21 protein-coding genes are annotated in these 22,068 nt (G+C 35.5%); 8 read left to right on the top strand and 13 right to left on the bottom strand.

The features are described 5' to 3' along the window. Positions 1-184: 184 nt before the first annotated feature. Genes arfB through ISU00_RS08570 form a run of 7 tightly spaced genes read right to left on the bottom strand, consistent with a single transcriptional unit; the run spans position 185 to position 4,913 of the window. The gene (arfB, locus tag ISU00_RS08600) at positions 185-589 is read right to left on the bottom strand and encodes an alternative ribosome rescue aminoacyl-tRNA hydrolase ArfB (RefSeq protein WP_228853653.1); all 405 of its coding nucleotides are present in this window, start codon (positions 587-589) and stop codon (positions 185-187) included. Further along, positions 586-2,145 carry a DUF4301 family protein gene (locus tag ISU00_RS08595; RefSeq protein ID WP_228853652.1) on the bottom strand — a complete coding sequence of 520 codons (1,560 nt, stop codon included), beginning with the start codon at positions 2,143-2,145 and terminating at the stop codon, positions 586-588. The genes arfB and ISU00_RS08595 overlap by 4 nt, the downstream gene beginning before the upstream one ends. A 2-nt stretch (positions 2,146-2,147) precedes the next feature. Continuing rightward, positions 2,148-2,711, bottom strand: coding sequence for an AAA family ATPase (locus tag ISU00_RS08590; protein ID WP_228853651.1), 564 nt, complete (start codon positions 2,709-2,711; stop codon positions 2,148-2,150). Next, positions 2,672-3,304, bottom strand: coding sequence for a nicotinamide riboside transporter PnuC (pnuC, locus tag ISU00_RS08585; RefSeq protein WP_228853650.1), 633 nt, complete (start codon positions 3,302-3,304; stop codon positions 2,672-2,674). Before pnuC ends, ISU00_RS08590 begins: the two co-directional genes overlap by 40 nt. Next, positions 3,288-3,548 carry a hypothetical protein gene (locus tag ISU00_RS08580; RefSeq protein WP_228853649.1) on the bottom strand — a complete coding sequence of 87 codons (261 nt, stop codon included), beginning with the start codon at positions 3,546-3,548 and terminating at the stop codon, positions 3,288-3,290. Before ISU00_RS08580 ends, pnuC begins: the two co-directional genes overlap by 17 nt. Beyond that, positions 3,532-4,287, bottom strand: a complete 756-nt coding sequence (locus ISU00_RS08575) for a geranylgeranylglyceryl/heptaprenylglyceryl phosphate synthase (protein ID WP_228853648.1) — start codon at positions 4,285-4,287, stop codon at positions 3,532-3,534. The genes ISU00_RS08580 and ISU00_RS08575 overlap by 17 nt, the downstream gene beginning before the upstream one ends. Next, positions 4,284-4,913, bottom strand: a complete 630-nt coding sequence (locus ISU00_RS08570) for a 4'-phosphopantetheinyl transferase family protein (protein ID WP_228853647.1) — start codon at positions 4,911-4,913, stop codon at positions 4,284-4,286. Before ISU00_RS08570 ends, ISU00_RS08575 begins: the two co-directional genes overlap by 4 nt. A 148-nt stretch (positions 4,914-5,061) precedes the next feature. Here ISU00_RS08570 and ahcY point away from each other — a divergent pair, with 148 nt between their 5' ends. Continuing rightward, positions 5,062-6,378: an adenosylhomocysteinase gene (gene ahcY / locus ISU00_RS08565; protein ID WP_228853646.1), complete on the top strand. Its 1,317-nt coding sequence runs from the start codon at positions 5,062-5,064 to the stop codon at positions 6,376-6,378. A gap of 54 nt (positions 6,379-6,432) precedes the next feature. On the opposite strand, the gene hutF is transcribed toward ahcY, so the two are convergent. Together hutF and ISU00_RS08555 are read right to left on the bottom strand one after the other, a co-directional pair. Continuing rightward, complete coding sequence (hutF, locus tag ISU00_RS08560; RefSeq protein WP_228853645.1) at positions 6,433-7,812, bottom strand: formimidoylglutamate deiminase; 1,380 nt, start codon at positions 7,810-7,812, stop codon at positions 6,433-6,435. Continuing rightward, positions 7,799-8,608 carry an N-formylglutamate amidohydrolase gene (locus ISU00_RS08555; protein WP_228853644.1) on the bottom strand — a complete coding sequence of 270 codons (810 nt, stop codon included), beginning with the start codon at positions 8,606-8,608 and terminating at the stop codon, positions 7,799-7,801. Before ISU00_RS08555 ends, hutF begins: the two co-directional genes overlap by 14 nt. 143 nt (positions 8,609-8,751) lie before the next feature. Between ISU00_RS08555 and ISU00_RS08550 the strand changes: the two genes are divergently transcribed. From ISU00_RS08550 to ISU00_RS08540, 3 genes are read left to right on the top strand one after another with little or no spacing between them, the layout of a single operon-like run. Beyond that, entirely contained in the window at positions 8,752-9,228 is a 477-nt protein-coding gene (locus tag ISU00_RS08550; RefSeq protein WP_228853643.1) for a very short patch repair endonuclease, read from the top strand. Positions 9,229-9,234: 6 nt separating this feature from the next. After that, positions 9,235-10,374: a methionine aminotransferase gene (locus ISU00_RS08545; protein ID WP_228853642.1), complete on the top strand. Its 1,140-nt coding sequence runs from the start codon at positions 9,235-9,237 to the stop codon at positions 10,372-10,374. A 58-nt stretch (positions 10,375-10,432) separates the two neighbouring features. Then, positions 10,433-11,212 carry an amidohydrolase gene (locus ISU00_RS08540; RefSeq protein WP_228853641.1) on the top strand — a complete coding sequence of 260 codons (780 nt, stop codon included), beginning with the start codon at positions 10,433-10,435 and terminating at the stop codon, positions 11,210-11,212. Here the strand turns inward: ISU00_RS08540 and ISU00_RS08535 are convergent. Both ISU00_RS08535 and ISU00_RS08530 read right to left on the bottom strand, forming a co-directional pair. Continuing rightward, on the bottom strand, positions 11,172-12,794 hold the full coding sequence (locus tag ISU00_RS08535; RefSeq protein WP_228853640.1) for an Ig-like domain-containing protein: 1,623 nt from the start codon (positions 12,792-12,794) through the stop codon (positions 11,172-11,174). The two genes, ISU00_RS08540 and ISU00_RS08535, sit on opposite strands and share 41 nt — an antisense overlap. Positions 12,795-12,854: 60 nt before the next feature. Further along, the gene (locus ISU00_RS08530; protein ID WP_228853639.1) at positions 12,855-13,535 is read right to left on the bottom strand and encodes a ComF family protein; all 681 of its coding nucleotides are present in this window, start codon (positions 13,533-13,535) and stop codon (positions 12,855-12,857) included. 68 nt (positions 13,536-13,603) lie between these two features. Between ISU00_RS08530 and ISU00_RS08525 the strand changes: the two genes are divergently transcribed. Together ISU00_RS08525 and ISU00_RS08520 are read left to right on the top strand one after the other, a co-directional pair. After that, positions 13,604-14,488, top strand: a complete 885-nt coding sequence (locus ISU00_RS08525; RefSeq protein ID WP_228853638.1) for a hypothetical protein — start codon at positions 13,604-13,606, stop codon at positions 14,486-14,488. A 62-nt stretch (positions 14,489-14,550) separates the two neighbouring features. After that, the gene (locus ISU00_RS08520; protein ID WP_228853637.1) at positions 14,551-16,092 is read left to right on the top strand and encodes a glycine--tRNA ligase; all 1,542 of its coding nucleotides are present in this window, start codon (positions 14,551-14,553) and stop codon (positions 16,090-16,092) included. A 31-nt stretch (positions 16,093-16,123) separates the two neighbouring features. Here ISU00_RS08520 and ISU00_RS08515 read toward each other — a convergent pair whose 3' ends face one another. Both ISU00_RS08515 and ISU00_RS08510 read right to left on the bottom strand, forming a co-directional pair. Continuing rightward, positions 16,124-16,669 carry a DUF3575 domain-containing protein gene (locus ISU00_RS08515; protein WP_228853636.1) on the bottom strand — a complete coding sequence of 182 codons (546 nt, stop codon included), beginning with the start codon at positions 16,667-16,669 and terminating at the stop codon, positions 16,124-16,126. 63 nt (positions 16,670-16,732) lie between these two features. Then, on the bottom strand, positions 16,733-20,137 hold the full coding sequence (locus ISU00_RS08510; RefSeq protein ID WP_228853635.1) for a hypothetical protein: 3,405 nt from the start codon (positions 20,135-20,137) through the stop codon (positions 16,733-16,735). A 106-nt stretch (positions 20,138-20,243) separates the two neighbouring features. Here ISU00_RS08510 and ISU00_RS08505 point away from each other — a divergent pair, with 106 nt between their 5' ends. Together ISU00_RS08505 and ISU00_RS08500 are read left to right on the top strand one after the other, a co-directional pair. Further along, positions 20,244-21,023, top strand: a complete 780-nt coding sequence (locus ISU00_RS08505; RefSeq protein WP_228853634.1) for an exodeoxyribonuclease III — start codon at positions 20,244-20,246, stop codon at positions 21,021-21,023. Positions 21,024-21,034: 11 nt separating this feature from the next. Continuing rightward, on the top strand, positions 21,035-22,000 hold the full coding sequence (locus ISU00_RS08500) for an OmpA/MotB family protein (RefSeq protein ID WP_228853633.1): 966 nt from the start codon (positions 21,035-21,037) through the stop codon (positions 21,998-22,000). Positions 22,001-22,068 lie beyond the last annotated feature (68 nt).

The following is a 22,068-nucleotide window of genomic DNA, read 5'->3' as shown; positions in this document are numbered from 1 at the left end:
TTATTTAATTACGAATCCTTAAGATCCAATTCAAGGTGATTATTTCACCTTGTTTATCCCTAAACAGCATTACCTGTTCTAGGTTCATTGGGTATGATCTCAGCCGATATAGGCACCCCTTTTGAGAACGGAACAAAGTTACACATATAGATAAATATGCCATAACTAAACTTTGAAAATTTAATTAAATCTCAGGAGGTTTTCTAAGGGCTTTTTTCTCAGAAAGTTGTCGTTTGTTGGCCAGACGTTTTTGTTTTACTTTCTTCGGAACTTTGGTTGCTACACGCTTCTTTTTCTTTTTTAAACTTTCTTCAATCAGCTCTTTGAATTGCTGAACAACCAATTCTTTATTTTTATGTTGACTCCGGCTTTCACTATTTTGAAGAATCAGAACTCCATCTTTCGTGAGGCGGTTAGATAATTTAACTTCTAAGCGATGCTTTTGGTCTTCATCAAAGACCATGGAATCCTGTAAAGACCAATAAAGTTCAACCTTGCTTGAAACTTTATTAACGTGCTGCCCACCTGCTCCAGAACTTCTAACAGCTCTGAATTGCAGCTCTTTTTCTAAAATTTCAAAATCGATCATTTTTTAATTTGGTGGGGAGCCTTCAGAAGATCATTTACAGTTTTTACAGGATTAAAGGTTATCAATGGCACTTCAACGAAAATAGTATTCCAATTTGCCATGGTGCCATTCCAAAGTCCTGGTAATTCGAGTGCTTTAAGATCTTTTCCTGATTTGGTTTTATCCGTAATAAAAGCCGCATTGGGATCAACAAACTCCTTCAAATTGAATTTTTCTCCTTTATAATTTCGAACACCGCAAACAACGTCTACCGGATTAAAATGTGTAGAACCTTTAAAAATGCTCTTTTGCTTTTTGTTTTTTAAATCAATTTGTGCAGACTCTACAATCTGAAGGGAGACCTCTCCATTTTCATTTTTTACCCAGAAAGGGCCACCTCCGGGTTCACCTTCATTCTTAACCATTCCGCAGATTCTAATTGGTCGATTAAGTTTTTCCTGGATGTATTCAATCTGGTATTTGGTTTTATATTTCTGAAACTCCCTAGAAAATTTAATCTGCATTTCATCAGTCATAAAGTTTAAGACTGGTTCTAATTCAGCTTCTTCAAAAGTTTTAGAATCTAATTCATTTAAATATTGAAAAACCTTTTCCTGAATGTCTAACAAAATCCCCCCAAGCATTTTTTTATAACAGGCCACTTCATCTTTATATCTGTAAACAACCACATTATCTATATTCTTCATGAATATAACATCGGCATCAAGTTCATTTAGGTTTTCAACCAAAGCCCCATGTCCCGAAGGTCTAAAAAGAATTGAGCTATCCTGATTTCGAAAGGGCTCGTTATCTGGAGTGACAGCTATTGTATCGGTTGACTGTTTCTGATAAGAAAAACTGATATCGAATTTAGATCCTGTTTTTTGCTCAACTTTATCTTGAATTCTCTTAAACTCTTCATTAAAACGGTCTTTGTATTTTTCCGAAATGGTAAAATGAATCTTTACCGGCTTTTTTTGAGAAGTATATAAAGCCGTCTCAAACAAATGTTCCTCGAAAGCTGTAGAAATAACTTGATTCTTATATTCATGGAATGGCAGAAGGCCTTTAGGGGAATTGCCATAATCCAATTTATCTGAATCTAACATTGCCTTGATGAACAATAAATATTGGTCATTACTACTCATAGATTCGTAATCTGGACAACTCTTCAAAAGGCTCGCCCGAACGGATTCATAAAACGGAAATTTTTCTAACCCAACCAAAAAAGTGTAAAGATCTCTGTCGTTATTATTATTGATATAACTATTTATACTTTCTTTTTCAGGATCGTAAGTTTTTAGAAACTGAAATAAAAACTTAAACATGCGAGTTGCAGCACCGGAAGCCGGAACAAATTTTATAACCGAAATATCATCAACCTTTTTTTCATATATTTTTATGAATCCATCTCTTTCTTTTTCCGAAAGTTTAAGTATCCCATCATCAACCACCGCTGGAGCAACCAAATTTGAATAAGGCAAACCGTTTTGGAATAGTTCCATTTGATGCTCTACCGCCTCTAGAGTCAATCCTTTTGCTTTAATTTGTTCAGTATCCTTTAGTGAAAATTCCATACTCATTTAAAAAATTTTTTATCAATTGTATCAACTGCGAGAGATAACCGTTGCTCCATACTACCTTTAAGGATAATATATGGACGATTGTATTCGATTAAGGCTTGTTCAAAAGCCGCAAACATTTCTGCTCTTTGAAAAGGTTTATCACGCAGGTCATCCTTTACCCAAGGTATATCTACATAAGTTAAGAAATATAAATCATATTGATTTTTAATCGCATATTCCTCCAATAATGGATCACAACTACCGCCATAATAAGTTTCCGAATATACTTTGGTTTCTAGAAGATCAGTATCACAAATCAATATTTTATTAGCTATTTCAGTAAGTTCGTTTTCAATTTTAATTTGGCCTTTGGCAATTGGTAAAAGATCAGCAGTTTCACAGATTTTCTTTTCCTTGTCCCACTTTTTCTGAAGATAATCCCTAGCATACTCGGGTACCCAAGCCGTATTATAATGCTCAGCCAATTTCATGGCTAAGGTGGTTTTTCCTGTGGATTCAGGACCAAACATTACAACTTTTATGCAGTCTGAAGGTTTTTGTTTAAGGCTTTTTTCCATGCGATGTACCCTTGAATTGCAAGGATTGTAAAGATAAGATATTGTAAAGATAGCATGCCTAGACCACGATAACCATAAAGCGGAACTGTTACGATATCCCCGATAATCCAAAGTGTCCAGTTTTCAAGTTTCTTAATAGCCATGTACCACATTGCGGTAAAAAAGATGCCGGAAGTAACAATATCTATATAATTTGTGGTTCCAATTTCATAGTCAAATCCCCTATAAACTAGGTAGGTTACAACCATAGTAAGAATAAAAAACAAAACACCAATTAATTTTTCTTTTAGATTGGTTCTGGAAATTGGCACAACATAGACATTGTTCTTTTTTCTAGACCAGTTCCACCATCCGTAGATACTCATTATAGAGTAATAAACGTTCATCATCATATCTCCCAAATAACCTGCAACATAAAGAAGATAAACAGTTATAATCGTAGCTATTAATCCAGTAGGATAAACCCAAATATTCTCTTTTTTAGCATAGTAAACGCTTAGTATACCAAAAACAAAGGCTATAAATTCCAGTATAATAGCATAAGTTGGGGTATCTCGATAAGCATCTAAAAAAAAATCAAAAATCTGGTTCATAGTCGCTGCGATCACTTTTTACTAATTTCATGTGTAAGACTACATGATCTAAATTTAAAAAGGCCTCTTTTACGGCATTGGTTAAAAATGGCATTAAAGAATCGTACTCCCCGTAGATTTGAGTACTCAATGGATTCTCCAATACCTTGAAATCTGAATTTCTTAGGGTCACAATAAACCCTTTTATAGGAGGCTCAAAATTGTCTTGCAAAGGTGTTAAGGTTAGCTCAACGGATATTTTCATGGGAAATCTGATTTATTTTTTCTGTGGTTTCAAAAAAACATGGATCATTTTCAAAAGCTGTTCCGATTACAACCATGTCCGCTCCCGCATCATACGCCTTCTGAATACCTTGCATGTTGTTGATTCCTCCACCAATAATTAATGGAATGTTGAGAATTGACTTTACTGCTTTAATAATGTCTACTGGTATAGGTTGGTTTGCCCCACTTCCTGCTTCCAAATAACATAACTGCATTCCTAAAAATTCTCCTGCCTTAGCGGTATGTACTACTTGGTTTATATCTGAATTTGGAATTGGCACTGTTTCCGTGACCTTTTCCACGGCTGTAGCTTTGCCATTTTCAACAAGAATATAAGCCGTTGGGATAATTTCCAAATCTGAATTTAAAAGTTTAGGAACGGCTTCCACATGTTTTCCTATTAAATAATCTGGATTATTACCCGATAGCAGTGAAAGAAATAAGATAGCATCTGCCTCTTCACAAATCTGATTGGTATCTCCAGGAAATATAATGATTGGCAGATGGCTTAGCTGCTTAATGACTGAAACAATTTCCTGTGTTTGTCCATCTTTAACCGTACTTCCACCTACTAAAATGTGAGTGGTAGCCGATTTGTGGATTTTATTTAATAACCTTGGTAAGTCTTTAACCTCCAATTTGTCTGGATCTAGCAATACAGCCAAAAATGGAATTTTTCTAGAAGCTCCATATTTTATATATGCTAAGATTTCATTCACGATGGCATAATATAAGCACAGGTATAACCTTCAAATTCAAAATAATGACTTGTATATCGGCAGGCCTTATCTTCATATAGAATCCATGATAGTGTTTGGCCATCATCTAGCATAAAAGGAATTACTTGGCAATGCTCTTTAAAACTCAATCCGGGTGTTGCATAAGATTTATAGAGGGATTCTTTTATGCACCATATCACAGTGAGTTTTCTAACCATTTCTGTTTCAGATTTACATATATGGTAGTTGTCAAAATCACAAAACTTTGAACCAATCTTTATAATTTTTGATCGCTGCATTTCTATATCAATCCCCACGACCTCATCACTTACAACTACTGCGGAAAACTCAAACGAATGGGTTATTGAGATATGTTTACCATCTGTTAAATGAGGCTTACCATACTGGTCATAGTAAAGATCTTTATCCTCATAGCCAAATTCTGCTAGCAAATGTCTTACACTCAAAAATCCACGTCTATGGATTTCACTTTTCATACCGTCGACACGTTTCATCCGATCCGGCAAAAGTGTTATTGGTTTCAGTAAATCTTCAAAAGATTCGGTAATTTTCCACACCTTAACTTCGGTATGCGGATTTGGTTTAATGGATTTATATAGTGGCATTTAGATTTCTCAAACTTATTGGTTAACTTTGCAAACCAAAAATTAATCAGTAGACCAAGTGGTTAGCTTGCTGATTAACAAAGGCGAATTTAATCTATTTTAAAAGCAAAGCCAATTGAATTTGGCGATAATAAATTGAAACATTTTTATGAGTACAAAAACTGCAACTTACTTACCTTATAAAGTCAAAAATATTGAATTGGCTGAATGGGGCCGCAAAGAAATAGAGCTAGCTGAAGCTGAAATGCCAGGATTGATGAGCTTACGTGAGGAGTATCGCGACTCTCAACCGCTCAAAGGTGCCAGGATTGCCGGTTGTTTGCATATGACCATACAAACTGCTGTCCTTATTGAGACTTTGGTGGCATTAGGTGCTGAAGTTACCTGGAGTTCTTGCAATATCTTTTCAACTCAAGACCAAGCCGCTGCTGCCATTGCTGCTGCGGGCATTCCAGTTTATGCTTGGAAAGGAATGACTGAAGAAGAATTCAATTGGTGCATAGAACAAACCTTATTTTTTGGTGAAGAAAGAAAACCCTTGAACATGATTTTGGACGATGGCGGTGATCTAACAAATATGGTTTTTGATAACTATCCAGAATTAATTTCAGGCATTAAAGGTCTATCTGAAGAAACCACAACAGGTGTACACCGTTTGTATGAACGAATGAAAAAAGGCACTCTTCCTATGCCTGCCATCAACGTAAATGACTCTGTTACAAAGAGCAAATTCGATAATAAATATGGCTGTAGAGAAAGTGCTGTTGATGCTATTAGACGTGCAACCGACGTAATGTTAGCCGGTAAGCGTGTTGTGGTTTGTGGTTATGGAGATGTAGGTAAAGGAACTGCTGCGTCATTTAGAGGTGCTGGAAGTATAGTAACAGTTACTGAAATCGATCCAATTTGTGCATTACAGGCTGCAATGGACGGTTATGAAGTTAAAAAACTTGAAACTGTGGTTGGTAATGCTGACATTGTAATTACTGCTACTGGTAATAAGGACATTGTTACAGGCAAGCATTTTGAGGCGATGAAGGACAAGACCATAGTATGTAACATTGGGCATTTCGACAACGAAATAGATATGGCTTGGATGAATAAAAATCACGGTTCAACAAAAAACACCATTAAGGATCAAGTTGATAAATACTCTGTTAACGGCAACGATATTATTATTCTTGCTGAAGGTCGATTGGTGAATTTAGGTTGTGCAACAGGGCACCCTAGTTTTGTAATGAGCAACTCATTTACTAACCAAACTTTGGCACAGATTGAGTTGTGGAACAACCATGGAGAATATGAAAATAAGGTTTATATGCTTCCTAAACATTTAGATGAAAAGGTTGCAAAATTACATCTTGAAAAAATCGGAGTGGAATTAACTGAATTAAAGCAAGACCAAGCAAATTATATCGATGTACCTGTTGAAGGTCCATTTAAACCTGAATATTACAGATACTAATCTGAGAAATTCATATAAATTAAAAAACCCTCGAAATTTCGAGGGTTTTCTTTTTTATCTAATTGCTAAATTTTTGATTGCTTCTTTAAATCGATCTTTTATCGATTGAAACTTATTGTGCTCATTTTCTTTAACTAGCCATTTCCCTGCTACAATTGTGCCTAATATATCCCTTGAATCGGCAGTATAGACAAAAGTGTTACACAAGTTTTTAATTGAAGAATTTTCGATTAATGGACTGGAAGACTTCATTACAACCGCATCAAAATCATCCCCAATTTCAAAGAATTCAGAATTTTGCTCACCCATAGCTCTTCGACCAGACTTCCAAGCCATTTTAATAGCATTAAAACCACTATCCCCACTTTCCGAAGTTGTAAAAATATTGCGCTTATGAGAAATTAATCGCTGTCCATAATCCAATAATCTCAATTCTTCAAAAGGATTTAGACCTATATGCGAATCCGTACCAATACTCCAATTTCCATTAAATTCCTTATAATCTATAAATCGAAATATTCCATCACCCAAATTACCCTCAGTAGTGGGACACAGCACCACAGATGCACCACTTTCCGCAATTCCTTTCACTTCAAAATCATTCAAATGCGTACAATGAACCAAATGAAAATTTTCTGAAACTGGCGCATTATTTAAAAACCATTCAACTGGTGGCATATGATAAAACTCTTGACAATCTTTAATTTCTTTGATCTGTTCGGCAAGGTGAATATGAAAAGGCAAGTCTTGCTTATAATCTTTGAAAAAAGATTCGATATCCCCAGCTTTTACGGCTCTAAGAGAGTGAATACCATAACCGATTTTTGCGTGCGATTGATTTCTAACAACTTTTTCTGAAGCTTCCCAAAGTTTCAAGTATTCATCTAAAGAGGGCGAAATAAAACGCTTTTGCTTTTCCAAAGCTACTTGCCCAAATCCACCCATTTGATAAAACATGGGCACAAGTGTAATTTTAATTCCGGCAGTTTTTGCTGCACTAACTAATCTTGCTCCAAGTTCGGCTCTATTATCAAAAAGCTTCCCATCTTTATCATGATGCAAATAATGAAATTCAGCCACAGAAGTGTAGCCGAAGCGAAGCATTTTAGAATAAAGCATAGTAGCAATAGCCTCTAACTCATCCGGAGATACAGAAAGTGCAATGTCATACATAGCGGATCGCCAACTCCAAAAGTCGTCATCAACACTATTTGTTGAATGCAACTCAGCTAAGCCAGCCATGGCATATTGAAAGGCGTGGGAATGCGCATTTTGAAAACCTGGTAATGCATAGCCTTCAGCTGAACTGTCTACTCTCCCACTATCGATTTTTTCGATTTTACCATCATCATCAAGATAAACCTTAACATTCTCCAGCCAACCATTTTCGGTAAGCAAACCTTTAAATTGAAAACTTTTTTCAGCCTTTTTCATCTTCCAATGCCTCAATTAAATTAACAAACATATTTTCTAATGTCTTTTGCATATTCTCAGCCCTTTTCTTGTCATATTCCATTTGTTCATCATTCATATAATTAGTCTTAATCATTTCCAATTGCAAGGCATGAATGTTCTCCTTCGGATTTCCAATTGACCGTGTAATATACCCACCCTTAAATGGGTAATTATGGGTTACCTCATAGCGACTACTTTTTAAGGCATTCAAAGCAGTATTAATAAAAGTATTCGAACAAGATACTCCATTGTTATCCCCAAGAATCAATTGCGGAAATGCCTCTTTCCTTATACCTGGCACAATGTCTCTAATAGAATGTGCATCAAACAACAACACCTTTCCAAATTCATCTTTATAAGCTTGGGTTAGTTCATGTAATTTGTTGTGATAGGGCTCATAAAATTCTTTAATACGCTGTGTTACTTCTTCATCAGTTGGTTCTTCCCCGGTTTCATATAAATTAATTCCATTAAAATCGGTAGTTGGCGTTAGGGCAGTTATTACTCTACCATCATCATAAAGCGGTTTACTATCCGGATCCCTATTTAAATCGATTACCCATCTACAGAAATTGGCTGAAATAAGAGTAATGCCCAAATCCTTGACAAAACTGTATAGCCGATCGATATACCAATCGGTATCATCTGGCCTCGTTATCATTTTTTTCTTAAATCTATGTTTTAAATTTTCGGGGAATGCCCAACCAGAATGAGGTGAGCTAACAATTATTGGCACCTTTTTGGTCGTAGGTTCGTATATATTGTAAATCTCCATAATGACCTATCTACAAATTTTAGCAATACATTGAATAGGAATATAAAAGTATCACCTTACTTTTATATGAGACGTGAAAATCCGAAGAATCCCTTAGATTATAGATTAAAATAATGGGTATATTTTATTGAAGCAGAAATGTTATGAAAAATTATTTAGAGGATGATATAATTAAAGTCCCCAAATTTTCTGAAGAGTCTGGTTTCTACACTACTAAGAAGCGCTCCAAAATGATGGGGAGAATTCGCGGAACAAACACAAAACCCGAAATTATTTTAAGAAGAGCGCTTTGGCGGGCAGACGTGCGCTTCAGGATAAACAATAAGGATCTTCCAGGAAAACCAGATATTGCAATAAAGAAATATAAACTAGCCATTTTCGTCGATGGCAGTTTTTGGCACGGGTACCAGTGGAATGATCGAAAGAAAGGGATAAAAACCAATCGAAAATTTTGGATTCCAAAAATTGAAAGAAACATTCAGCGCGATCGTCAAGTTAATGAAGAGCTAAAACAATTGGGCTTTACCATTTTTCGGTTTTGGGATCATGAAATTAAAAACGATTTGGCTACCTGCCTTAATGATGTTATTGTATATATTCAAACTGGCGAAATAAATTAACAATAAATGAAATTTCAATCTAAGCTGCCAAATGTTGGCACAACTATTTTCACCTTGATGAGTGCCTTGGCAAAGCAAAATAATGCCATAAATCTATCGCAAGGATTTCCTGATTTTGAGAGCGACCCAATATTAATCAAGGAAGTTAATGACGCCATGGAAAATGGTTTCAATCAATATGCGCCAATGGCTGGGGATTTCGGTCTAAGAGTTGAAATTTCAAGAAAGTTTAATACTCTATATAATAGCACTTACAATCCAGATACGGAAATAACGGTAACAGCCGGGGCAACACAAGGAATTTTTACTGTTATCTCAGCATTTATTAAACCTAGCGATGAAGTAATCATTTTTACACCGGCCTACGATTCTTATCAACCTTCAATAGAAGTTAACGGTGGTAAAACGGTGCCAATACAAATGCAACACAATGGAACCATCGATTGGGATGAAGTTGAAAATAGCATAACGGATAAGACGAGAATGATGCTTATAAATACTCCCCATAACCCCACAGGGACCATATTAAAAAAACAAGACCTTTTAAATTTAGAGCAACTCGCACTTAAGCATGATTTTCTAGTTCTTAGTGATGAAGTATATGAACATATTATTTTCGACCAATCTGAACACCAAAGTGTGTGTCGGTTTCCTCAATTAAAGGAACGAAGTTTTATTGTTGCTTCTTTCGGAAAGACATTCCATAATACTGGTTGGAAGGTTGGTTATTGTTGTGCCCCAAAACATTTAATGAGCGAATTTAGGAAGGTACACCAGTTTAATGTTTTTTCAGTCAATCATCCAATGCAAGTTGGATTGGCAAATTATATGCAAAACCCCTACACCTATTTGAACATTTCGAAATTTTACCAGCGAAAGCGCGATTTATTTTTAGAATTGATGAAAGATTCCAATTTTGTATTTAAGCCTTCTGAAGGCACTTACTTTCAGGTAGTGGATTATTCTAAAATTACGGGCAAACCTGATGTTGAATTTGCAAAAGAGCTTACCACAAAATATGGTGTTGCTGCTATACCGCTTTCAGTATTTAATAAAAACAAGGAAGACCTCAAACAGTTGAGATTTTGCTTTGCCAAAAAGGAAGAGACCCTTATTAAGGCTACAGAGATTTTAAATAGAATTTAACGTTGGCATTTTTGACTTCAACTCCTTAAATAGTAACTTTTCTTTTAATTTCATACTTATGAAAGAGAATTTAAAAATTGCATTACTTCAATACGATTTGGTTTGGGAAAATCCTGAGGAGAACCGTATCAATTTCACAAATCATATAACGGCTATTTCCGAGGAGGTTGACCTTTTCATTCTACCAGAAATGTTTACTACTGGGTTTACGATGAATGCAGAAGATCATTTTGAAACAATGAATGGAGATTCGGTAATATGGATGCAAACCATGGCCGATCAAAAGAGAGCAGCCATTTGTGGCAGTCTCGTCATAAAGGAAAACAACCATTTTTATAATCGATTATTATTTGTTTATCCAAATGGTAAAATAAAACATTACGATAAACGACACACCTTTACCTTAGCTGGGGAAGATCGAGTATACAACAAGGGGGTTAAACGTGAAATTTTTGAATATAAGGGCTGGAAAATAGCACCTCAGATATGTTATGATTTACGTTTCCCGGTTTGGGCGAGGAATACAGATTATTACGATTTATTAATCTATGTGGCAAACTGGCCTGAAATTAGGATTGAGGCATGGGACGTACTTTTAAAAGCCCGTGCAATTGAAAACCTTACCTATTGTATAGGAGTTAATAGAATTGGATTGGACGGCAACGCACACCCATATTGTGGACATAGCCAAAGTATTGATCCTTTAGGAAATGTTATTGGACAATTAGGTGAAAATGAATTAGGGGCAATAATTACAACCTTATCCAAAAAGGAGTTAAGTGATGTGCGTAATAAACTTAATTTTCTGGAGGATCGGGACTCGTTTGTAATAAATTAAATTCAATAATAGGATCCCAATTTGCCCTAGCTTCAATTTCATCTGGATAAAAGCTAATCCTTTCGGGTTGGCGTTTTTCTAAATAGTTCCCAGAATCCCACTTTCTATTTCCATTAGAGTCATAAATTACCCTAAGATAATATACTCCAGGAGTTATAAGATCGAAATCAACAGGCCCTGATGCAGTTGCAAATTTTTCATATTTAACCACTTCCATTTTATCTGTTAACTGGAGAATCATCGGATAGACAGCATTATTAAGAATTACCCTAACATTACTGTAATCTGAATAAGCTTTTGTTCTAATTGAATAATTAAGAGTATCATTAACTTCCCCAAAAAAACTTGTTACCGCATTTGGAAGAGCTTGAATTTCATATGAACCTTCCTCAACAAGTTCAAATCGTATTTGCACATAATTATTCAAAGTATCCAAGGACGTTGCAAATGAGACAGGCAAAGAATCTTTATCTAAAATCGTAATAAGCCGTTCATCAATTGATTCAAAAGGTACATTTGCTTCTAGGCTAAACACTTTATCGAAATCTAAAGACCCAGAATATAGGGGTTTAATTTGCATAGAATCTCGAGGCAGGTCCCTAAATCTATATTTTACAGTATCAACATAAGTTAAATTTTCAAATCGGAATTTAGCTGAATCAATTTCAACCTTTGGTCTATACCAATAGTACAGAGTATCTGTTTTTTTATCTTTGGTTAAACGGGTTTCTAAATTATCCGGTAGGCTGTCTCCAAAAATTTCAATGTTTAAATTTTTTCTATCCCCTTGATATGGAATACCAATTTTCTGACCGGATACTTGAAATGGCTTAAATACCTCAAAATCTAAAACTTCCTTGAAAATTTTTACGTTATAAATCGAATCTGATGGTACATTAACAATGCCCTCATAAAACCCTATTTTATCTGATCTCTGTTCGTATTTGTAGTTGCTATTTTTATCCTTAACTGCAACCAATAAGTATTTACCCTCTTTTAAATTCTCTAGAGTATAAGTCGTTAAACTATCTAAAGTATTAGTAATGTATCGTGGGCGTTCCTTGTAAATTATTGAATCGCTATAGGTTGAATCGATCTCATATAACATTACCGATACAAACTGATCTGTAACCCTAGCATCAGCACTGGCAATATTTCCAGATATTTTTAAGGAATCAATATAAGTGCCAGTGGAAAAAACATACTTATAAAATGGATACGGATTACTTTCATTATTGTCTACTATACTTTGGCCAAAATTAATCGCATAAGTTGTATTAGGCTCTAGCGTATCATTAATTATAATTTTCACATATTTATTTGCCGTTCCCAATGGGGTAACCGTAGGCTCTGGATCCATAGGTGGGGATACAATCAACTGTCTTTGGAGGTTATCCAATTTCACATATTCATTAAAATAAATACGGATTTCCTTTGCATTAAAATTTGTGCTGAAATTCTCTGGTTCGGTGCGGAGAACTTCAGGGGGAGTTTCATCTTTTGGCCCACCTGTGGGAGTTCCTCTATTTGCGCAGGAATAAAGAGCAACTATAATTATAAAAATGGTAAGTAGATTTTTCAACTCTAAGTGTTTCAAAAGCAATTAATGGCAAAGAAACAATATTATTGTGTTTGGAGAAAATTAATCTGTGAGGGCCATAGTTGCCAAACTCAACTTTACCCCATGTGCTTTTAGGAGGGCATTGGCACAGCCTTCAATAGTGGCACCAGTTGTAATAAGATCGTCCACCAATAACAGGTGCTTACCTTCAATTATAGATGGGTTAGTCACTACAAATTTAGCTTCAGAAAGATCAGACCTTCCAATTCTTCCTTTAAATACTTGTGTTTTGGTCGCAGATTGCCGAAGAAGCACCTTATCTTCAAATTGAACATTCAATGAACCAGCTATTGCTTGTCCAAAGTTTGTGACTTGGTTATAACCACGCTCACGTAACCTACTCTTATGAAGAGGAACGGGAATTACCAAATCAATATCATTTGCCCATCCTAGTTCATCCAGTTCATTACCTAGCCATTTCCCCAACATGTCGCCAATTTCTTCATGACCACGATATTTCAGATTATGTATTAAAATTTGTACTATGCTTTTCTTCCTGAAATGAAGCAGGGAAGTTGCCTTTTCTAATTCAACTCTTCCGTATAAGATATTCTTTACGGTAGAATCATTTTCAAAGTGAAAATTGGTCAATGGCAACTCATGCCTACAACCTGTACAGATAAGTTTTTCATTATCATTCAAGAACCCATCACAAGCCAAACAGTGTCTAGGAAAAAATAAGTTTAACAAATTTTTGACCATTTCATCGATTAAAATAACCTTCGCTGAAGTTAATATCTATTTTCGCTGCAATTAATCCATTGATTTAAATGATAGTTAACCCACAACTATTTAATTATAGGTTAATTATTGGTTCCCTCATAGTTACGGTTGCGGCAATTTCCGCAGTAGGCTTTTTCAGCTATCAATCCCTCGAATCTGAACGAGCATTTCTAGAAAGTGAAAACCAACTTATTCGTAAAGAATTAGATAACGCTTTAATTCAATATGATGAAGTTACGGGAATCAATAATGAATTAAAACAACAGATTGAAAATTCTGAACAGCTTTTTCAATTTGCTATAGATTCTTTAACCTCATTGCCAGAAGAGCAAGTAAGTGCCTCCGACAATAGTAGCACTCAAATAACTACAGTCTTAAGGCAAAATTCTTATTTACAAGGTATTATAGATTCCTTAAAGGAAGAAAATTCCTCGTTAACAACGAACAACCAAACACTTGAAGCTAGTCTAGAGGATTCTCAGTCGACCAATGCAACACTATCTAAAGAACTACTGAAGGTAAAGGAATTAAAAAATTTACCTGTAGTGGCAATGTTAAATTCTCTAGAAGTAACGCCATACCGAGTAGCTTCTGGTAAAAAGTTGATTACCATAAAAGCTAACTCCGCCAGCTTATTTGAAGTCTGTTTAAAATTGGTAAACACTAATGAGATTACATTAGCCGGTGATTTATTCGTTCAAATTCTAGACCCAAACAATAATGTGGTTGCAGATAAAGGTGCCATGAACTTTGGGAATGCTTCACTTATTTACAGTGGCAGATACAACCTAAAGAACTTAGGCAACGATAACGAGGTTTGTTTAGATATAATAACAGACAATAACGACAGGCCTTTAAAAAAAGGGACATACAGAGTGAATGTTTTCCATAACGATACAATGCTGGAAAACACCACGGTGCTACTCAACTAATTATACTAAATATATATTGAAAAACCGCTCCTTGAATTAGAGCGGTTTTTTATTTTTGCAGCATGATACAGCAGGAAGATCAGTTTAAGAAAGTTATTTCCCACGCCAAGGAATACGGTTATGTATTTCAAAGCAGTGAAATCTACGATGGCCTAAGCGCAGTTTACGATTATGGCCAAAATGGTGTAGAATTAAAGAAAAATATCAGGGATTATTGGTGGAGAGCAATGGTGCAGATGCATGACAATATTGTAGGTGTCGATGCAGCAATATTTATGCACCCCACTACTTGGAAAGCATCAGGACACGTTGATGCTTTTAACGATCCACTAATTGATAATAAAGACTCCAAAAAGCGATATAGAGCAGATGTTCTAATTGAAGATTATTGTGCAAAAATTGAGGCAAAAATTGACAAGGAGATTGAGAAGGCAAGAAAGCGATTTGGGGAGAGCTTCGATGAAGCCCAATATCGATCTACCAACCCTAGGGTTTTGGGATATCAAGAAAAAATTGATGGTACTTTAAAGCGCATGGCAAGATCTTTAGAAACTGAAGATTTAGCGGACGTAAAGGCGCTTATTGAAGAACTAGAAATTGCAGATCCATTAACAGGAAGCCGCAACTGGACAGATGTTAAACAATTCAACCTAATGTTTGGTACCAAATTAGGTGCGTCTGCTGAAAATGCTATGGATTTGTACCTGCGGCCTGAAACCGCTCAAGGTATATTCGTGAATTTTTTGAATGTGCAGAAAACTGGTCGTTTAAAAATACCATTCGGTATTGCACAAACTGGCAAGGCGTTTAGGAATGAGATTGTCGCAAGACAATTTATCTTTAGGATGCGGGAATTTGAACAGATGGAAATGCAATTTTTCATTAAGCCTGGAACCCAACAGAAATGGTATGAACATTGGAAGGAAACTAGATTAAAATGGCATCTTTCATTAGGTATGGGAGCAGAAAATTACCGATTCCATGACCATGAAAAATTGGCACATTATGCCGATGCCGCTTGTGATATAGAATTTAAATTCCCATTCGGCTTTAAGGAGCTTGAAGGAATTCATTCTAGAACAGACTTCGATTTGAGTCAGCATGAAGAATATTCTGGAAAGAAACTTCAATATTACGATAATGAAGAAAACAAAAGTTATGTTCCTTACGTTCTGGAAACTTCTATTGGTTTAGACCGAATGTTTTTAGCCGTTCTTTCAAACTCATTAGTAGAGGAAGAGCTAGATAATAACACTACCAGAACAGTATTGAGAATTCCAGCAGTTTTGGCACCAACTAAGGCCGCAGTATTACCATTAATTAAGCGTGACGGATTGCCAGAAATTGCACAAAAGATCGTTGATGATCTTAAATGGGATTTCAATGTGGATTATGATGAAAAAGATGCTGTAGGTAGAAGATATAGACGTCAAGATGCGGCAGGAACTCCATTCTGCATTACTGTAGACCACGAGACTTTAGAAAACAATACTGTTACTATACGTCACAGAGATTCTATGGAACAAGAACGCGTGCCAATTCAATCCTTAAAAGAGTTGATTAAGAAGCAAACTGACGTGAAACATTGGTTAATGAAAATGTAAAAAGAAGCCCGGTATTACCGGGCTTTATTTTTTAGAATCTATATCCCAATTGAACTCCTCCTTTGGCAATTACAGAAATATTGTGTTTGTCTACTTTTGCTAAATTAGGACCTGCACCAAAATTAACTTCCAATAACCAACCTTTCCCCAAAAGCACCTTACCTCCTATTCCTAAACCAATAGCAAAATCTGATACAAATTCACTCGATTCATCAGAATTTGGCTCATCGTATTTTTCATTCTCTAACTTGTTTAGCATACCAAAACCTTCCAAAAAGAAACCCGAGGCATATTTCTTTCCAAAAAAGTACCGATAATAAGGCGCCACATAATACTTAATGTCATCCTTGGCATCTTTAGAATAAGGCACCATGCCTGAAATACCCACAGAATTACGTCTGCTAAAATTGAACTCGTAACCAAGTTCTATACCTCCCAAGGCCAAATAGAAAAGGTTTGTTTTTATTTCATGTTTTTTAATCGGCTCTTCAATTTCAACCTCGATCTCTTGATCAGGCTCTTGGGAAAAACCAAAAACAGGCAATAACGCAATAATGAATAAAAAAAGATATTTCATCGATTCGGGATTAATTGTGATTTACAAAATTAAAGAAAAGGAATTCTAATTATGAAAATATACCTAAAAATAGGCACGCAATTGAATCGTTCCAGTATGAATAGTTCTAGAGGTCGGTGTCTTTCGGCCAAAATAATTTAGGTTTAAATCTAAAAATTGAGTGATTTTCTTCTGAGCAATTAGAGACCATGTAAAATTAGTACCTGGCTGTAAACCCTCTAAAATTTGATAGGAAATTGGCGTGTTCACTTGGCCTTCATAGGTATTATCGAAGTAATTAAATTCTCCATTCAAGGAAATTTTATTAGTAGAATTCAGCGTAAAAGAAACACCATAATTATTTTGCTGTAAACTCTCATTATCCCCAATTGTATTTTCTTTTTTAGTGTACTGGTAAAATACATCTATACTTGCGTTGTCTCCAAACAGGTAAGACAATTTTGGCTCTAACCTAATCTCATCTAAACTGTAATTTCTACTACTGAAATTTTCACTTTTGTTTTCAAGGTTTTGAAAAATGGATTTAAGGTTAAAAAGCCAAGATTCCTGAACCTTGTGATTAAATGTAAGTTGATGGCTTTCCATATTGTTTTCTTGAAAACCAATAGACAGTAAATTCTTATTAGAGTTATTCAAATAGGTATATGAAGTTGTATAATGCTGTTTACCCCTATTAAAAAACAATAAGTTTCTAAAACTCCTATTCATCTGTAATGTATTTTCATCTTCAGCGGCGAACGGATTTAAATCGAAATTAGACCCTTCCCGTCGAGTTTTTCTGTCAACCAAATAACTGACTTGTTCAAAAAAGTGAGACCAAAACTTTTTCATTTTATTTTCTGAAACAGACCATTGAGTTGGATTTACGGTAATCGTTTGACTAAATCTATTTTGGTGCGATTTAGTATAAGCTTGGTTTGGCAATAACACCCGAATAAATTCACCTTCATCTTGAAATTGAGCCAGTTCAAACTCATCCAATTCTTGAATGCCGTTTCCGTTATAATCATTCCAGGTATATGCCCCTTGACCAGGCTCAACCTTTACATAAGTGAAATCTTGCCGTGGAACTGTACCAGCGTTTGTCTCATAAACTGTAGACAACAGTACCAATTGTTTAAATAGGTTTTGAGAGAAAAGAATCCTTGAATTTAAACTGTACTCATCTTCAAATTCTTCTTCTTCCCATGTCAATTGTCGGTAATTTGCGAATACAGACAGATTTGTTTGTTGGCTTTGAATGATCTTGCTCCTTAAATAATAAGTATTAGAAGTATTCACTTTTCTTACTTCATTATTCCTTAAGCTATCATTTACTCGATATTTATAACCTATTTCCGCATATACCGCCGTACTATCCCCAATTCCACTAAAAAATTCGTAGGCTGCAAATCGCTGACTTAAATTTGACAGCTGGTTAGTTTCCTTTAACTGTTCTTCATTATCTTCAACTGAAAATCTTGCTCCTACCCACTTTTTACCTAAATCCAAGGCTGCACTGTTGTAAGTCCTTAAGAATTTAGTTTCGGAAATCTCTCCATCAGAATTTAAAAAACTACTATTTGAAAATAAACGCCAGCGACCAGTATCGAATCCTAAACGAAGCCCATGTCTAATTCCATTGAAAAACCCACGATATTCTAAACTTTGAAAACTGTAATTGGCATATCCAATTTTATAATTTTGAAAGTCTAACGAGGTTGTTATAAAAGTTTGATCCCCAGTCGGGTTGATTAAATTCCAGTCTCTTCCAAACTCAGCCGCATATATACGTTCGACCGACCTATATTTTTCCTGTATAAAATCAATATTCGCAACGGCAGATAATTTCCAAATTGTATCATTTTCAATTAGGGTTTGACTAACATTTAAATTTGCAGCAAAACCGTCATTATTAGCATCATCTAGGGAGGAAAATAAATTCAAATCATTTTTACTACCTGCACCTTCAAACGAAATTTCAGTTTTAGAATTGGGTTTAAATGAACCATTGACCACTCCAATTTGTAATTTCTCCGGAGCAATTAGCTGAACAACGGGTTCAAATTCACCTTGAGGAATACCATTTACTGGAGATACATATTCGTAAATTGGCTCAATGCTATTGGCATTTTGTAAGATATAGTTACCCTGCTCCACCCTTGTAAAACGAACACGATACAAGGTTTCTTCAGAATCGCTAGAATATTGAAAAACATCAACACCATTAACATTAAGCTTTCTATATAAAATACGATTTTCAGAAAAATTATCTTCTACGGCCGATGGTGCCACCATTAAATCGCGGTTATCACCTGCCAACTTGAGAACCTCGACTTGCTCAGGCGACAAATTTTGCTGGAGTGGCTGATTTTTGGCATCCGATTCAGAATATACTGCAGCATTTATTTGCCATTTATCCTTTTGAACTCCACCTCCACCAAAAATTGTAAACCTTGTATAGTTGCGATCACTAAACTGATAATCTACCGTTATCCGCATCTCCGAAGTTATTGGGAAAGTAGAATTGAAAATAATCTCACCCGCATTGTAATCAATTATATAATCTTCGGTTTCCCCTCTTTTCAAAGGTATACCATTAACATAAACAGTTTCACTACCAGATACGATGAGTACAAATAATTGATTATTTGGCCCCCTTAATTTATAAGGCCCTTGATTTCCTTCAATACCGACAAATCTGCTCGTAGTAAATTGACCTCGTACCAAGGAACCTGAAGCAAATGCGTTGGCTGAAGTTTGCTCATTTCCTAAATCAGCGTTAACTAAAAGACCTTGAACCCTCTTTGTAAAATTTGCAAATTTGGTAGTGTTATTTATCAAATCTATGTCCCCTGCCCTAATGGACCAATCATCACTAACAAGCTCAATGAAAATTTGATCGAATTCATCTAAGCGCTGAGAATAACCAATTTCTTGCAATGGAATATTGGCATCTTGTATTGAGGCTCTTAAAGAAACCTTATCACTAAGTTTACCTGAAATTTGTAAATCCAACTCGCTATTTAATACCGAATTTTGATTATTCCCCACCGTAAATCCTCTTGAAATACTTCCTGAAGTATTCAAACCATCAAAGGGTGTAAATTGCTTAGAATTATTAGATTGTGAAAGTTGGTATAACCGGTTAATAGCATTGGTATTCGGTACAATAATGGTATCAGACAACAAAGAATACCTTCTTGTTAAAAAATCTGGATATGGTAAATATTCAATTTGAACTGAATCCAAAACAATTTCGTTTTTAAAGACGAGCAAGGACTTTACAAAATCAATGTAATAAGAGTTAGAATCAACTACAAATCCTTTTTTATCATAAACCTTAAAATATGATGGATTGATACTGGTAGAATCTAAACGAATGGTGTCGGAAACGGCTTTTTTAATCTTTATGATATCGGGAAAGCGCTGTTGGGCAAAACCCAAAAGCGGTAAGAAGACCAATACCAAGCGGAGTGTCCATTTCATGATTATTCTTAACTAAGAATAGCTGGGAATATTTTAAAGTTAAAAGGTCTTTAAAGTTATGGGATAAAAGTACAGTATTATTATTTTTAGCCTAAATAGAAATTGAATGAAGATAATCTCCTATAATGTAAACGGAATAAGAGCCGCAATGAACAAAGGCCTTATTGACTGGCTTAAAACAGTAGACGCGGATGTTGTTTGTTTTCAGGAAATTAAGGCTTTGGAGGAACAGATAGATGTTGGTCAATTTATGGATATTGGTTATCCGCATACCTATTGGTTTAGTGCCCAAAAAAAAGGATACAGTGGTGTAGCGATTCTTTCAAAAATAAGGCCTAAAAATGTGGTTTATGGCACTGGTATAGAATCCATGGACTTTGAGGGAAGAAATCTACGTATAGATTTTGAGGATGTATCGGTAATGAGTCTTTACCTACCATCTGGCACTAACATTAATAGATTAGACCACAAATTGGAATACATGGCTATGTTCCAGGATTATATTGACGATTTGAAAAAAGAAATTCCAAATCTTCTCATTTGCGGGGATTATAATATTTGTCATAAGGCCATAGACATTCATGATCCTGTGCGGAACAAAAATGTATCTGGTTTTTTACCGGTAGAACGTGAATGGATTGATGCATTTATGAAAAGTGGCTTTATTGACACCTTTAGGTTATTTAATGATCAACCACATAATTATACATGGTGGAGTTATAGAGCTAACGCCAGAAATAATAATAAGGGGTGGCGGATTGACTATGGCTTGGCAAGCACCCCTTTAAAGAACCGTATTAAAAGAAGTGTCATCTTATCGGATGCGGTGCATAGCGATCATTGTCCTATGTTAATTGAGTTAGAATCATTAGAAACAGCTAATTAAAAAATACGAACATGAATTTTAAGCACCTATTGTTAGGTTTGATAATTGCAGTAATTCTACCTTCCTGTGTTTCAAAAAAGATTTATACAGATTTAGAATCGAAATATGCAGATTTAAAAAAAGAAAATAGGGATCTAATGGATGAGAATACCGAATTGGAATCTTCCCTAACAAAATTCAAAAACGAACTTGATCAATTAAAAAAAGATTATGAAAAAGCCATTGCCGAAAGGGACCGGCTTGAACGAGATTTAGAGGCAACCAAAACCAATTTGGCCACCTTAAAGGAATCTTATAATGCACTTGAAGAAAACAGCTCTGCAGCGATAGCCGAAAACTCGATAAAAAACCGAGAATTATTGGCACAATTGGAAGCAAAAGAACAAGCCTTAGCGGCTGAAAATAGCCGATTGGAAGAGTTGAGAAGACAACTTCAAGATAGGTCTGAGCGGGTTGCAGAATTGGAAAAGGTGATTTCCGACAAGGATGCTGCCATGACCAAGCTGAAAAATGCTATTTCATCAGCGCTTACCAATTTTGAGGGCAAAGGGTTGACCGTAGAGCAACGTGATGGAAAGGTTTATGTATCTATGGAAAACAAATTGCTTTTTGAGTCGGGAAGCTGGGCGGTGGGTGCAAATGGTAGACAGGCAGTAAAACAACTTGGTAGTGTATTGGCTGATAATCCTGAGATTGCCATTTTAATTGAGGGCCATACAGACAATGTACCCTATACTGGTACAGGTGCTTTAAGTGGAAATTGGGATCTTTCTACCAAAAGAGCTACAGCAATAGTTAATATACTTAGGGAGAATCCAAATATTAATCCCGAGAATTTAACTGCGGCTGGTCGTGGAGAATTTGCACCAATTGCAACCAATGAAACAGATTCCGGCCGAGCCAGAAACAGGAGAATTGAGGTAATTCTTACGCCTAAATTAGACGCCATTTCTAATCTACTAAACGAGATTGACTAACCAAATCAAGAACCTAAATTATTTATTAAACCAAAAATCTATGCGTAACACTTATCGCATTAGAATTT

The sequence above is a fragment of the Aegicerativicinus sediminis genome (genome assembly GCF_015476115.1).
Classification (GTDB): domain Bacteria; phylum Bacteroidota; class Bacteroidia; order Flavobacteriales; family Flavobacteriaceae; genus Aegicerativicinus; species Aegicerativicinus sediminis.
This window is presented reverse-complemented; position numbering and strand designations above follow the sequence as displayed.